This is a genomic window from Salinicola sp. NYA28a (genome assembly GCF_976982775.1).
The window spans coordinates 2,331,750-2,346,436 of the sequence record NZ_OZ334582.1 but is presented as its reverse complement, the minus strand read 5'-3'; the positions used below and the strand labels follow the sequence as shown (position 1 = coordinate 2,346,436).

The 14,687-nt window shown below is 61.1% G+C and carries 11 protein-coding genes; all 11 read left to right on the top strand.

From position 1 onward, the window contains the following. Positions 1 to 25 precede the first annotated feature (25 nt). The 11 genes from ACWHY3_RS10655 to ACWHY3_RS10605 all read left to right on the top strand — a co-directional run bounded on the left by ACWHY3_RS10655 (position 26) and on the right by ACWHY3_RS10605 (position 14,685). Positions 26 to 976 (top strand): ABC transporter ATP-binding protein, encoded by a 951-nt coding sequence (locus ACWHY3_RS10655; RefSeq protein WP_303856322.1) that lies wholly within the window; start codon positions 26 to 28, stop codon positions 974 to 976. Then, positions 973 to 2,088 (top strand): chain-length determining protein, encoded by a 1,116-nt coding sequence (locus ACWHY3_RS10650; protein ID WP_071231567.1) that lies wholly within the window; start codon positions 973 to 975, stop codon positions 2,086 to 2,088. Before ACWHY3_RS10655 ends, ACWHY3_RS10650 begins: the two co-directional genes overlap by 4 nt. Before the next feature lie 180 nt (positions 2,089 to 2,268). After that, positions 2,269 to 3,342 (top strand): dTDP-glucose 4,6-dehydratase, encoded by a 1,074-nt coding sequence (gene rfbB / locus ACWHY3_RS10645; RefSeq protein ID WP_448128157.1) that lies wholly within the window; start codon positions 2,269 to 2,271, stop codon positions 3,340 to 3,342. Continuing rightward, positions 3,339 to 4,226, top strand: coding sequence for a dTDP-4-dehydrorhamnose reductase (gene rfbD / locus ACWHY3_RS10640; protein ID WP_448126497.1), 888 nt, complete (start codon positions 3,339 to 3,341; stop codon positions 4,224 to 4,226). Before rfbB ends, rfbD begins: the two co-directional genes overlap by 4 nt. Before the next feature lie 120 nt (positions 4,227 to 4,346). Further along, a complete protein-coding gene (gene rfbA / locus ACWHY3_RS10635; protein WP_087720764.1) occupies positions 4,347 to 5,276 on the top strand; it encodes a glucose-1-phosphate thymidylyltransferase RfbA in 930 nt (309 codons plus the stop codon). A 73-nt stretch (positions 5,277 to 5,349) separates the two neighbouring features. Next, the gene (gene rfbC, locus ACWHY3_RS10630; RefSeq protein ID WP_448126496.1) at positions 5,350 to 5,895 is read left to right on the top strand and encodes a dTDP-4-dehydrorhamnose 3,5-epimerase; all 546 of its coding nucleotides are present in this window, start codon (positions 5,350 to 5,352) and stop codon (positions 5,893 to 5,895) included. A 307-nt stretch (positions 5,896 to 6,202) separates the two neighbouring features. Then, positions 6,203 to 7,552 (top strand): UDP-glucose dehydrogenase family protein, encoded by a 1,350-nt coding sequence (locus ACWHY3_RS10625; RefSeq protein ID WP_448126495.1) that lies wholly within the window; start codon positions 6,203 to 6,205, stop codon positions 7,550 to 7,552. 654 nt (positions 7,553 to 8,206) lie between these two features. After that, positions 8,207 to 9,253 (top strand): HAD family hydrolase, encoded by a 1,047-nt coding sequence (locus ACWHY3_RS10620; RefSeq protein WP_087720758.1) that lies wholly within the window; start codon positions 8,207 to 8,209, stop codon positions 9,251 to 9,253. Positions 9,254 to 9,273: 20 nt separating this feature from the next. Then, complete coding sequence (locus ACWHY3_RS10615; RefSeq protein ID WP_448126494.1) at positions 9,274 to 11,583, top strand: rhamnan synthesis F family protein; 2,310 nt, start codon at positions 9,274 to 9,276, stop codon at positions 11,581 to 11,583. A 226-nt stretch (positions 11,584 to 11,809) separates the two neighbouring features. Then, a complete protein-coding gene (locus tag ACWHY3_RS10610; protein ID WP_448126493.1) occupies positions 11,810 to 12,802 on the top strand; it encodes a glycosyltransferase family 2 protein in 993 nt (330 codons plus the stop codon). A gap of 35 nt (positions 12,803 to 12,837) precedes the next feature. Continuing rightward, positions 12,838 to 14,685 carry a glycosyltransferase family 2 protein gene (locus ACWHY3_RS10605; protein ID WP_448126492.1) on the top strand — a complete coding sequence of 616 codons (1,848 nt, stop codon included), beginning with the start codon at positions 12,838 to 12,840 and terminating at the stop codon, positions 14,683 to 14,685. Positions 14,686 to 14,687 lie beyond the last annotated feature (2 nt).

Below are 14,687 nucleotides of genomic sequence, written 5' to 3'. Positions count from 1 at the left end.
TTCAGACAACGTGAGGACTGTCCCCATGATCGAAATCCGCAATCTCTACAAGCGCTACCACAACCATCACGACAGCCCGTGGGTGCTCAAGGACATCAGCCTGACCATCCCTTCCGGGGTCAGTGTGGGACTGCTGGGTCGCAACGGAGCGGGCAAGTCGACGCTGCTGCGACTGATCGGCGGCATGGACTCGCCGGACCGCGGCGAGATCATTCGCAACAGCCGTGTTTCCTGGCCGATCGGTCTGGCGGGCGGCTTCCAGGGCTCGATGACTGGGCGCCAGAACGTCAAGTTCGTGGCCCGGATTCACGGTGCCGAGGAGGAGATCGAACGGGTCGTGCGGGAAGTCGAGGAGTTCGCCGAGATCGGCGATGCCTTCGACGAGCCGGTCAAGACCTACTCCTCCGGGATGCGTTCGCGACTGGCGTTCGGGCTCTCGCTGGCCTTCGACTTCGACGTCTATCTCTCCGACGAGGCGACCGCCGTCGGCGACCGCGCCTTCAAGGCCAAGGCCAAGAACGCGTTCAAGGAGCGTGTCGGCCGGGCCAGCCTGATCATGGTCTCCCACGGCGAAGGGGTGCTGAGGGAGTTCTGCGAGGCGGGCATCGTGCTGGAGAAAGGGCAGGCGAAATGGTTCGACGATATCGAGGAGGCGATCAGCGCCTATCACGAGGCGACCGACGGCAAGAAGATCGCACCGCCCAAGGTGCCCACGTCGCTCGCCGAAGCGAAGCAGCAGCTGATGCAAGCCAATCTCGAGTTCGAGCAGGCCCGTCTCGAGTACCAGATAGCCAGTGACGATCCCGCCCGCAATGATCCCGGCGATGCGCTGCGCTGGCGCATGGAGGAGGCCCGCGAGCGGATGCACGAGGCGCGCCGTCATGTGCAGCAGTTCCAGTCACAGGCGAAAGCGAAGCCTCGTAATCGAACGAAAAAGACTCCGAATAAGCCCCCGAAAAAGACAGGTCGGCCATGAACAAGTCATCTCATACCAATAAATCATCGCGGTTGCGCAAGTCGTTCCACTGGATCGTGTGCTTGATCGCGATCGTCGTCGTCTCGCTCTACTGGGCGTTGTGGGCCAGCGATCGCTATGTCTCCCATGCCAACGTGGTGCTCGAAAGCCCCCAGCTCGCCTCGCCGACGTTGAGCGTGAGTTCGCTGCTGAGCGGCGGGGCGACCAGCAATCTCGCGGACATGCTGCTGCTGCGCGATTACATGCGTTCCGTCGACATGCTGAAGCTGCTCGTCGAGGAGGCGGATTTCCGCAATCACTACGCCAATTCCGGGGCGGACTTCTTCAGCGCACTAGGGGACGAAAACGCGCCGCTGGAAGAGCTGCACGACTACTTCCTCTCGCGGGTCTCGGTGGAGCTGGACGACTACGCCGGCGTGCTGCGGGTCGATGTCGAAGCCTTCGATCCGGAGGAAGCCAACAAGATCGCGCAACTGCTGCTGGACGAGGGCGAGCGCCACATGAACCTGATGGGCCAGCGCCTGGCGGAGGAGCAGGTGCGCTTCCTCGAACAGCAGGTCGCGCTGCTGGAAGAGAAGTTTCAGCAGACCCGTGATGCATTGCTCGACTACCAGAACGCCAACGGACTGGTCTCGCCGACGGGCACGGTGGAAAGCCTCAGCTCGGTGGTTTCGGGGCTGGAAGGGCAGCTCGCCATCGCCAAGGCGCGCAAGAGCGCGATGACCAGCTACCAGAGCGCCCGTTCTCCGGAAGTCGTGCGCATCAACAGCGAGATCAAGGCGCTTACCAATCAGATCACGCAGGAGCAGCAGCGTCTGGCCCGCCAGTCGGGCAACGCGCTCAACAGCATTTCCTCGGAGTACCAGACCCTGATGCTGCGGGCGCAGTTCGCTCAGGACAGCTACTCCGGGGCGCTGGGCGCGCTCGAGAACACCCGCATCGAAGCGGCACGGAAGCTCAAGCAGGTCTCCGTGCTGCAGACGCCGACGATGCCGGAATACCCCGAGCAGCCCGAGCGGCTCTACAACTCGGTGGTATTCGCGGTGATCGCGCTGTTCATCACCCTGATCATCAACATGCTGATCCTGATCGTGAAGGACCACCGCGACTAAACGGCAGGCAGGGCGGGTTCGGCGCATGCCGCGGCCCGGCCCTCCCTGGCGGCGCAGCAGTACCGGCCGGCAGGATGGTTACCAACGAGATGGTTACCAACAAGACGAACGACCCAACTACAGATCTACCCAATTAAAGATCTACCCAACTACAGGCTCGACGGGGGAATCACCATGAGCATGACATTTCTAGTGACAGGTGGCGCCGGGTTCATCGGCTCGGCAGTCGTGCGCGAATTGATCGAACACACACCGCATCGCGTCATCAATGTCGACAAACTGACCTACGCCGGCAACCCGGAATCGCTGGCACGCGTCGACAGCGACGAGCGCTACGAATTCCGGCTGGCCGACATCTGCGATGCCTCGGCCATGACCCGGATCCTGAGGGAGTACCGGCCGGATGTCGTCATGCATCTGGCGGCGGAGAGTCACGTGGACCGCTCCATCGATGGGCCGGCGGCGTTCATCGAGACCAACATCATGGGGACCTACGTCCTGCTGGAGGCGACACGCGCCTACTGGAAAGGGTTGCAGGACAGCGACCCCCGCAAGGCCGCGGCGTTCCGCTTCCACCACATTTCCACCGACGAGGTCTATGGCGACCTGCATGGCGTGGACGACCTGTTCACCGAGACGACGCCGTACGCGCCGAGTTCGCCCTATTCGGCCAGCAAGGCGAGCTCCGATCACCTGGTTCGCGCCTGGCACCGGACCTTCGGTCTGCCGACGCTGGTGACCAACTGTTCCAACAACTACGGGCCGTTCCATTTTCCGGAAAAACTGATTCCGCTGATGATCCTCAGCGCGCTGGCGGGAAAGTCGCTGCCCGTCTACGGCGATGGCAAGCAGATTCGTGATTGGCTCTATGTCGAGGATCACGCGCGGGCGCTGGTAAAGGTCGCCAGCGAAGGCAGCATCGGCGAGACCTACAACATCGGCGGCCACAACGAGAAGCAGAACATTCAGGTCGTCGAGACCATCTGCGAACTGCTCGAGGAACTGGCACCGCGCAAACCGGCGGGGGTCGCCCACTATCGGGATCTGATCACCTTCGTGACCGATCGGCCGGGCCATGACCAGCGCTATGCGATCGGCGCCTCCAAGATCCAGCGTGAACTGGATTGGACCCCGCGCGAGACCTTCGAGAGTGGCATGCGCAAGACGGTGCAGTGGTTCCTCGAAAACGACGTCTGGTGGCGTCGGGTACAGAACGGCAGCTACCAGGGGGAGCGACTGGGGGCAATCGCATGAGCATTCTGATTCTGGGAGGAAGCGGCCAGGTCGGCTTCGAGCTGCAGCGCGCGCTGGCCCCGCTCGGGAACTGCATCGCGCCAGGGCGCCGGACGCTCGATCTGCAGGATGCCGCGGCCGTCGTTCGTCTGCTCGACGAGCTTCGACCGACCCTCATCGTCAACGCGGCTGCCTGGACCGCGGTGGATGCCGCCGAAAAGGCACGTGACGAGGCCTTTCGCCTCAACGCGGCGCTGCCGGCCCAACTTGCCGACTACTGTGCGTCGCATTCGGCGACCCTCGTTCACTACTCCTCGGACTACGTCTATCCCGGCGATGGCGACACGGCGTGGCGGGAGACCAGCGAGACCGGCCCGTTATCCGTCTATGGAAAAAGCAAGCTGGCCGGTGACGAGGCGGTGCTGGCCAGTGGCGCAGACGCGTTGATCTTCCGCACCAGCTGGGTCTATAGCGCACGCGGCCACAACTTCATGAAGACCATGTTGCGCCTGGCTCGGGAGCGCGAGGCGTTGCGCATCGTCGGCGATCAGATTGGTGTGCCGACAACGGCTCGGCTGATTGCGGAAGTGACCTTGCTGGCCGTGAAGCAGCGCGGGGAGGGCCGCCTCGAACCGGGCCTCTACCACCTCGCCCCCCGTGGCGAGACCAATTGGCATGGTTTTGCCCAGGCAATCTTCCGGCATGCCGAGGCACTCGGGGAAAACTTGCGCGTAAACCCGGATCAGGTGGTATCGATTGCGACCGCGAATTACCCCACACCCGCGCGTCGGCCGCTCAACTCGCGGCTGTCGCTGGAGAAAGTCGAGCAAGCGCTGGGCATCACGCTGCCGAATTGGGAATCCCAATTGCAGCTGACGCTGGCGGAGCTGCTCGAAGACGCGTAACGCGTTCTTCCATGACGCGATCGCAACTTCTCGTGAAAGAAGGCCCTTGCAAGAGGGGCGACTTTTATACCGTTACCTTGAATGTCTGAATCGATCTTCGTATCGAAAAGGAGCTTCACCATGGCACGTAAAGGCATCATTCTGGCCGGCGGTTCCGGTACTCGCCTGCATCCGATCACCCAGGGCATCTCCAAGCAACTGCTGCCGGTGTACGACAAGCCGATGATCTACTACCCGATCTCGGTGCTGATGCTGGCAGGGATCCGCGAGATATTGATCATCTCGACGCCTTCCGACCTGCCGCAATATCAATACCTGCTGGGCGATGGCGCGCAGTTCGGGGTGCGATTCGAATACGCCGAACAGCCTTCGCCGGATGGTCTGGCCCAGGCGTTCCTGATCGGCGAATCGTTCATCGGCAACGACTCCGTGTGTCTGGTACTGGGCGACAACGTCTTCCACGGCCAGCACTTCTCGGAGCAGCTAATGCGGGCTTCGGACGTGCAAAAGGGCGCGACGGTCTTCGGCTATCTGGTCAAGGACCCGGAGCGCTTCGGCGTGGTGGAGTTCGATGCCTCGGGCAAGGCGCTGTCGATCGAGGAGAAGCCGATCAAGCCGAAGTCGCCTTACGCGGTCACCGGCCTCTACTTCTACGACAACGACGTGGTCGAGATCGCTCATCAGGTCAAACCCTCCGAGCGCGGCGAGCTGGAGATCACCAGTATCAACAATGCCTACCTTGAGCGGGGCGATTTGCGCGTCGAGCGGTTGGGACGCGGCTTCGCTTGGCTCGATACCGGCACGCACGACAGCCTGCTGGAGGCCGGGCAGTACGTGCAGACGATCGAGCACCGCCAGGGGCTCAAGGTCGCCTGTCTGGAAGAGATCGCCTGGAATCATGGCTGGATCGATGACGCGACGCTGGCCGAGCGCGGAACCGCTCTCAAGAAGACCGGCTACGGCCAATATTTGTTGAAACGTCTCGAAGACGCTCAGCGCGGCGGGACAGTTGGCGAAGTCGCAGTGGCCAGTTTCGGTGGCAGTCGCTGATTTGGGTTCGTCAGTTCAGCCAATCACCTCAGCCATCAACCCAGCCATCAACCCAGCCGGAGAGACGGACGACATGAATTACGAAAAGCTGGCCATTCCTGACGTCGTGCTGATGACACCCCATGTGTTCGGCGACGAACGAGGATTCTTCCTCGAGACCTTTCGACACAGCGAATTTGTCGAACACTGCGGCGACTATCAGTTCGTGCAGGACAACCACAGCCGATCCGGTCAGGGCATTCTGCGTGGGCTGCATTATCAGCTGCAGCAGCCGCAGGGAAAGCTGGTGCGGGTCACCCGGGGCGAGGTCTATGACGTCGCGGTCGATCTTCGCCGGAGTTCGCCCACCTTCGGGCAGTGGGTCGGGGCGTTGTTGAGCGAAGACAATCGCCAGATGCTGTGGGTGCCGCCAGGCTTCGCCCACGGCTTCTACGTCACCAGCGAGATCGCCGAGTTCCAGTACAAGTGCACGGATTACTATGCGCCGGGCGATGAATACAGCCTGCACTGGAACGACCCGCAACTGGCCATCGACTGGCCGCTGGTGAGCGACGAGCCGGTGACCTCCGACAAGGACGAGCAGGGAAGACGACTGGCCGACGCCGCGACCTTCACCTAGTCCCGAGTCGATTTCGGGACACGCTGCGGGAGCCGTCTCGAAGCGGATTCGAGGCTCACCCGACATTCACTCGACGCTCACTCGAAGATCCTCCAGGCCACCGTTCCTGAACCGCCAGCGCTCGCCGGTCCGCGTTCCGGTCATTGGCCTGATTCACGGATCCAGAATCCAGAATCCTGGGTCGTGGATATCGTGGCCACGAGACGACGTGGCGAAAGTGTCATTCCGTGCGGGGCCGGCCGGTCTCGCCTATTCGAATTTCTGAGCTGCCCAGCGGGCGGCATCGCGCATCATGGGGATTTCTCGGATGAAGATCACCGTTTTCGGTACCGGTTATGTCGGTCTGGTCACGGGTACCTGTCTGGCTGACGTTGGCCATGACGTGGTCTGTGTCGATATCGACCAAAGCAAGATCGAGCGCCTGGTTCAGGGAGACATTCCCATCTATGAACCCGGCCTCGAGTCGATGGTGCTGCGCAATATCGAAGGCCAGCGCCTGAAATTCACCACCGATGCCAGGATGGCAGTGGAACATGGCGTGCTGCAGTTCATCGCCGTGGGCACGCCGCCCGATGAGGATGGCAGCGCCGACCTGCAATACGTGCTGTCGGTGGCGTCCACCATCGGCCAGTACATGAACGGCTACAAGGTCGTCATCGACAAGTCGACCGTGCCGGTCGGTACCGCCGACAAGGTGCGGGAGCGTATCGAGGGCGTGCTGGCGGAACGCGTCGCCGATCTGCCGTTCGATGTCTGCTCCAACCCGGAATTCCTCAAGGAAGGTTCGGCGCTGGAGGATTTCACGCGAGGCGCTCGTATCGTCGTCGGGACCGAATCGGATCGCGTCGCCGATCTGATGCGGGAGTGCTACGCGCCCTACAACCGCAATCGCGAGAAGTTGATGTTCATGAGCGTGCGCGCGGCCGAACTGACCAAGTATGCGGCCAACGCGATGCTGGCGACCAAGATCAGCTTCATGAACGAGATCGCCAATCTGGCCGAACGCCTCGGTGCGGATATCGAGGACGTGCGTCGCGGCATCGGCTCCGACCCGCGTATCGGCTATCACTTCATCTATCCCGGCTGTGGCTATGGCGGTTCCTGTTTTCCGAAGGACGTGCAGGCACTGGCCCGTACCGCCAGCAAGGTGGGGTACGACGCCGAGCTGCTGAAAGCCGTGGAAGCGGTCAACAAGCGCCAGAAATCCACCCTGTTCGAGAAGCTCTCCCATGCCCTGGATGGCGAGCTGGAAGGCAAGACGATCGCGGTCTGGGGGCTGTCCTTCAAGCCGGAAACCGACGACATGCGGGATGCGCCAAGTCGGACGCTGATGGAAGCGCTATGGGACAAAGGCGCCACGGTGCAGGCCTACGATCCCGAGGCCATGAAGGAGTGCCGCCGCATCTACGGCGAGAGAGATGACCTGGTATTGGTCGCGGACCGTATCCAGGCGGTCAAGAAGGCCGATGCGCTGGTGATCTGCACCGAATGGAAGGAGTTTCGCACCCTCGATGCCGAATGGATTCGCGGCCAGCTGAGTGCACCGGTGGTCATCGATGGTCGCAACCTGTTCGACCCGGAAACCATGTCCGCGGCCGGAGTCGACTACTACGCGGTGGGGCGGGGCAAGACGATCGATCCTCGCGTTGCCGCCTGACACGTCTTTTCCTCCTGTCGAAAGCCCGGCCCGCCACTCGAGTGGGCGTTGCCGGGCTACAAAACGATAATAAAATTCTGCGAAATGTTTCTATTGAGTAAGTCTAATTCCGCCATTCATGAAGTTTTTAATAAGCTCCTGGAGTGATTTATTCATTGATTTATGGATGGTGAATATCGATGAGTAAATTCATCTTCAATAAAACCCGGGGCGCGATTAATCTGACTAAAGTCTTATCAATGGTTGCTCGGTTACCAACGCGCGAAATTGGCGTCACATCATCATTGGTTTGATTTTTAAGTTCTATTTTCGTTAGTTATTGATGTTGCAGATGCTTCGAAAAGCCTGTTGCTACCCGGCAACGGATTCTGATTAACAGCCAACGAATTGTCAGGCGGGCTGTTGATGGGCCGCAATCGATGGCCCTGGTTTTACAATAAAGGTGGCGTTTTTACGATGATGCAATGTTGCTTCTGCATGTGTCACCGCTACCGATAATGGCACTTGGTGTCATGACGTATTCCGTATGAGATGCGCCTGGCGGTATCCCATCGCCGTGATGGGAAAGAATGCAATAAGTCGCTAACAGTAATAAGTCGATCATAGAAACAAGTCGCTCATTGTGACACACCAAACGACAGACGAGGCATCACCATGCAAGCCAAGAGCCGGGCATTATATGAATTCGGGGCGACCTTTCTTGGGCCCGCATTGCACGTTTACGCCGAGTCCATTGAAGCCGAGGTCGAAGGTCATTTGCCGGTGTGCCTGGCGCGAGAAGGCTGGTGCTTTCACCGTCTGTTGACTCGTCTCCAGCGGGAGTCGTCGATCGACCTGCCGCACGATCCTGTCTACCTGCGGGTGTCCAGAACGCTGCTCTTCCGCGCCATGCTGGGCTCGGAGGTGATCACGCCGATGGCGCTGAGCAACGATTTCTCGGGCAGCATTCTGGATCTCATGCGCAAACGATTTGGTCTTCAGCTGCATGAGATATTCGCGGCGTTGCCGTTCGAACTGCTGCGCTTCAATTGCGAGCTTCCCAAGGACAAGGATCTGGTTCTGCAGTGGCTGACGCCCCATCTCGAGGCGTTGAAGAAGGTCGTTTCACCGACCCGGAAATCGCTGGTCGCCTATCTGGAGCGGTCCGGATTGATGGACCCGGACAAGCGCCCTCTGATGCTGGATCTGGGTTACTCGGGCACGATCCAGAAGATTCTTACCCATATCCTAGAGCGGGATACCACCGGGCTCTATTTCATCGCCACCAAGCCGGGTGACGCTGAAGTCAGCAAGCACCATGCGCTGTTGAAGGGCGTCTTCCACGAGGGCGTCGGCTGGCGCAATGGCTGCACCATGCTCGACCGCTCTCTGCTTTTCGAATGCCTGCTGACCGCGCCGCACGGGCAGATGGTCGATATTCGGCAGAAAAGCAATCAGGAGTTCGAATACTTCTACGGACGCCAGGCGGGAACGCAGCGCCATTTCCAGGATTTGAAGACGGTCTTCGATGGGGCGATCGATCATGTCGTGATGTGTCGACGACACGGCGTGAATTATTCACCAGAGGATGTGCAGGGGCTTTACGAGGTCTTTGCGACCCGACCCAACTGCATTCCGCACGATGTTTGGCACCTGTTCAGTGTCGATGATGACATCACCGGCAACGGCATCGTCAATCCGATGCAAATGTTCGCAATATAAATCAAGAGGTGGGGGCCCACATGAAACCAACGGGAAAGATGATATCGCTACTACCGTGGCTATTTCAGACCCAGTTCGCCAGTCAGGCGCGCAAGAAGCGTCTGGCGGCGGAAGAGGTCGTGGGAATGGACGACAACATCGTCGTGCCGGAGAGCGGTATCGAGGATCAGCCGCGCAAGACGCCCATCCCCGATGACAAGAATCTGGTCACCGTGACCGAAACGTTCGTCGTCGCTGAAGGCGAGGCGGTCAACGACGATCTTTCCTCGACCGATGCCGACGACAACGACAAGGCGACGACATCGCCTGTCGATGCGGCTTCGACGGCCATCGGCGAGGAAGTGGCAAGCTCTGATGTCCTCGGTCCGGAAATCGTCAATCCGGAAGCCGTCGAGTCCGAGGCCATCGAGCTGCCGCTGGGGGATACCGCACGTGAAGGCGGGGCCCATGCCGCCATGATGAGCCAGGCGTTCATGGATGCGCTGAACACGGGTCTGTTCGATCCCAAGTGGTACCAGGCGACATACGGGCTGCGCTTCTCGACGCAGCGTGAGGCGTTCGACGACTATCTTCGCAAGTCCCGCTTCGCGCCGGTCAACCCCTCGCCGCGCTTCGACAGCGAAACCTATCATCGGATGTACATCGATGTCTTTCATGCCCAGCAGAGCCCGCTTCAGCACTATCTGCTGCATGGACGTAGCGAAGGACGACAGCATGTGCCCGCCACGGTGCGCTGGTTCCCCCGCGAGATCGTCACGCCCGGCAAGCGACTGACACCGGCAGCGAGCGAACTGAAGGTCGCACTCTGTCTGCACGTCTTCTATGTCGATTTTCTGGATCGCTTTGCCCAGGCCATCGAGCGGTTCCCGGTGACCGTCGACGTCTATCTCACGCTGGCGGATGCCAGCTTCGAGACGCGTGCCCGGCAGCTGTTCGGCGAGCATGCGCGGGTCGGCAAGCTCGAGACTCGCGTCGTGCCCAACCGCGGCCGCAACTTCGGCCCGGTACTGGTGGAGTATGGCCAGGATCTGCAGGAGTACGATCTGTTCTGCCACCTGCATTCGAAGAAGTCGCTCTATTCGGGCAAGGAGCAGACCCAGTGGGCGGAGTACCTGATCGAGTATCTGCTCCGCGATACTTCCGTCATCACACGGCTGCTGAACGCCTTCGCCGCCGATGAATCCCTCGGGCTCTACTACCCGACGACGTTCTGGATGATGCCTTCCTGGGTCAACCATCAGACCATGAACAAGGGTTTCATGCGCGAGTGGCAGGAGAAGCTGGGACTGGGCCACATTCCCGAGTTCCTGAGCTATCCCGCCGGCGGCATGTTCTGGTCGCGCCCCGAGGCGATGAACGGCGTGCTGGACCAGACCTGGACCTACGAAGATTTCCCGGAAGAACCGTTGCCCAACGACAACTCGATGCTTCACGCCCTCGAGCGCGTGCTGGGGCCGCTGGCCGAGCATCACGGCTTCCGGCAGCTGTTCTTCTATCCGCCTACCGGGCAGTTCACCACGGACAACGGCTATATCACCGCCAGCTATCACGGCCGGCTGGAGCAGCACATCGCCAGCATCCAGGCGCATGCCTGCATCAGTTTCGATGTGTTCGACACCCTGGTGCGCCGCGAATACACCATGCCGGATTACGCCAAGCTGAAGCTGGGCAAGATGTTGGCGGAACAGGGGATCGTTCCCTCCGCACAGGCCTTCGTCAAGTTGCGCAACGATGCCGAATCGACCCTGCGCCGACGTGCCAACTTCCAGGGCGACGTGCGCATCGAGGCGATCTACGACGAGCTGGCCGACCAGCTGGACGTCAGCCCGGACACCGCGCAGGAGTGGATGGCGCTGGAGTACGAACTCGATCTCGAAATGATCCAGCCCAAGGACGAGATGGTCGAGCTGTTCAACCATCTCGCCGCGCAGGGGCACATCCTCTGGGTCATCTCCGACAGCTATTACAACCGCGAGCAGGTGGGGCTGATGCTGCGCAAGGCCGGCGTCGCCGCTGCCTACCGACTGATGGTCTCCAGCGAAGAGCAGGCGCGCAAGGATAACGGCTCGATGTGGGTCAAGGTGAAACAGGACCTGGCCAACGAAGGCATCGATCGTCACCTGCACATCGGCGACAACGTGGTCGCGGATGCCCAGATGCCTGGCGACCTGGGGCTGACGACCTTCCACATCCTCCATCCGATGGACAAGTGGGCGGCCCTGGGATTCCCGCCGGTTCTGCATGGCGCGGACGCGCTGGACGAGATGCAGATCCTCAAGTGGGGCCGACTGATCAACGAAGTCGGAAGAAATCCGTTCATCGGCGAATGACATCGTGGCTGGCCACTCGGCGCCGGCGCTGGCCGCTCGGTGGTGAGCGCTGGCCACTAAGTGGTGAGCGTTGGCCGGGTGGCGGGCCCTGTCGCCGATGACGACGAGCCGATGCATCGCCAGCGGATTCGTTCACCGTCGGTCGATTGACGAAAGAGCAGATGGAGATCCGTTATCGATCTCCAGTGCCGATCCTGCGACATATTTAGCGGTTGAGGGGGAGAGCGTGACAGTCGATTCAAAGCGCGCGGATTCTCGTTCCACGCCGAACATCTGTTTCACCGCCCTCACTATGGTGCGCGGCGAGAGCGATATCGTGTGGTCGTCGCTGCTTCACCATGCGCGACTGGGGTTCCAGCGTCTGATCGTGATCAGTTATCTGGAACATGACTTCCTGCGTCAGTGTATCGACAAGTTGCGTCGCGATTTCCCTGCGGTGGAAGTCGACCTCGTCGAGCTCGAAAGCCAGGGGCACTTCGGGCGGCGCAAGGCCTTCTACGTCAATCGGGCGCTGTCGCTGTTCATCGACCCCAAGAAGGAGAACTACGTCTACTGCTTCGATGCCGACGAGTTCCTGTCGTTGGGAAGTCATGCCTCGATCGGCGACTTCTTCGCCGCCTTCCTGGCCGGCCTGCCCGCCGGTGCGAGAGAGGGCGCGGCCGGGGAGTGCTTTGCGCTGCCGTGGCTGAACCTGATCCCCCAACGTCGCCACTACGCGGAGCGGGATCTGAGCGGACAGTTTCTCGACGGGGATTATCTCTGTGTCGATACCCGCCAGAACAGCCGCCACAAAGTGTTGTTCCGCAAGCGTTCCGGTACGCGGGTTCACATGGCCTACCACCAGGCTTTCGCCGGCGAGAAGGACGTTCCGGTACTGCCGGATCCCGAGACGCTGAAGTTCGTCGAGGCCAGCGGGGCGTGCGTCTATCACGTGCCGTTGCGCAGCCCGGATCAGTTCCGGGCGCGCCTGGAAGGGCCCATGCGGCGCGTGATGATCCAGACCGGCTCGGGCCAGTCTCCCGCCCATGCCGAATTGCCTTTCGATATTGCCGATGCGCTGTTTTCGGCGTGTACCGCCAGCCAGCCAAGATTTGCAAGTCTCGCCGAAGCTGCAGACGTCTTCGGTGAAGCCATTACCGATAGAAAGATTCGGGCCATCACTCGATTCATTTACCGCCATCGAGTGGACGTCGGCCCGGTCCTGAGTTCGGCGAAATAGTCGCCGAGTTCGTGTTGCCTGGGAAACTTACGCCGATGATTTCACGTACTACTGCCAATCAAGCCCGTTATCGCTTCGCCATCGTCGCCATCGTCAAGAACGAGCGGCCCTATCTGGCCGAGTGGATCGCCTATCACCGCCTGATCGGCTTCGAGCATTTCTACATTGCCGACCATGGCAGCACCGATGGTACCGATCTGCTGCTGGCGAAGTGGCAACGCCAGGGACTGGTCACCGTGCGGCAGTGGGAGCCTGAGGAGAAGGCGCAGACGCTGTGGTACCAGCATGTGCTGGAGCATCACGGGCGGGAGGCCACCTACCTGGCGTTCCTGGATGTCGACGAATTCCTGGTGCACCCGAACTGTGACCGTCCGCTGGAATGGCTGGCGCCGACCCTGGCCTCCCATGATGTGGGCGCCGTGGCGATCAACTGGCGGATCTTCGGCTCGTCGGGCATGCGCTTTCGCCAGCCCGGCGGTGTCCTGGAGCGCTTCCGCCTGGCGAGCGACAGCGAGCGCGTCGTCAATTGTCACGTAAAGTCGATCGTCAAACCGTCGCTGGTGCTGTCAATGACCGCGCATACGGCGGAGCTCAAGCCCGGCTATCGCTATCTCACCGCCAACGGTCAGCAAGCGGATTTCCTGGAAGGCAAGGTGAAATCCGGCCGTACCGAGCGCGTGGTCGACACCCCGCTGAAAATCTACCACTACAACATCAAATCGTACGAAGAGTTCGTCGATACCAAGATGACGCGCGGCCGCGCCAACCTGGGGCCGGCGCACTCCCGCGATCTGGACTATTTCCGCAACCACGACATGAACGAGGTGAGCGTTCGCTTCTCGCCCGAGCTGTTGAGCCGGGTGCGTCAGGCCAGCTGTGAGCTGCTGCCGGAAATGGTCGCGCCCCGGCGCCAGCCCTGCTTCTTCGTTCACATTCCCAAGACCGCGGGAACCAGCTTCCGGCTAGGGGCCAGGGCGCACCTCGGCGAGGACCAGGTCTGGCACGACTACGGGGAAAAGCAGCGCGAAACCGCCCCCATGGTGGTGCGCTGGGTCTACGAACGGCGCGACGTCTGGCGGCTCTGGCAGATTCTCTCCGAACAGAATGTACAGCTGCTGGGTGGGCACGTTCGGTTGGATAAATATGCCCATCTGGCGGGCATGCGCCACTGCTTTTCGTTCGTGCGCGACCCCTTGCAGCGGCTGGCGTCCGAATATCACCACTTCGTGCGCCACCACGGCTACCAGGATTCGTTCTCAGCGTTCTATCGGCGTCACGACATGATCAATCGCCAGAGCCGATTTCTGGAGTCGACGCGGCTCGAGGCACTGGGATTTATCGGGTTGACGGAACGGTACGCGGAATCGCTGGCGATCCTGAACGATCTCTACGGCTGGCAGATACCCGGCATGGCCGAAAACCTGGGGCACGCCTCCGTCGATCACGTCTACGACATCGATCTGGCCGACGAGCTGGCCTTGCGGGAGCTGAACGCGGAGGACTTCCAGCTCTATCGGGAGAGCCAGCGGCTCTTCGAGCTGCGGCTGGGGCTTTTCCGGCAGGGTCGGCCGTTCGTGCATGGGGCGATTCAGCAGTGCGTGGCCGACAAGGTGGTGGGATGGGCGTGGTGGGCCACCGATGACAGCCCGGTCGAGATCGAGGTCTGGGTCAACGATCGCAAGGTCGGCCGCACGCTGGCCAATGCGCTGCGCCCCGGCATGCTGCGCTGGGGCGCGCCGCGGGGCGCCTACGTGGGTTTCCATCTGCCGTTGGAAGCCGTGCCCGGCGACATCGTCGACTGCCGCGTGACCCTGACCCAACAGTCCCTGGGTCGGCACCGCGTGCATCGAACCGCTTCCCTTCAGCCCGTGCTGGAACCTTGAGG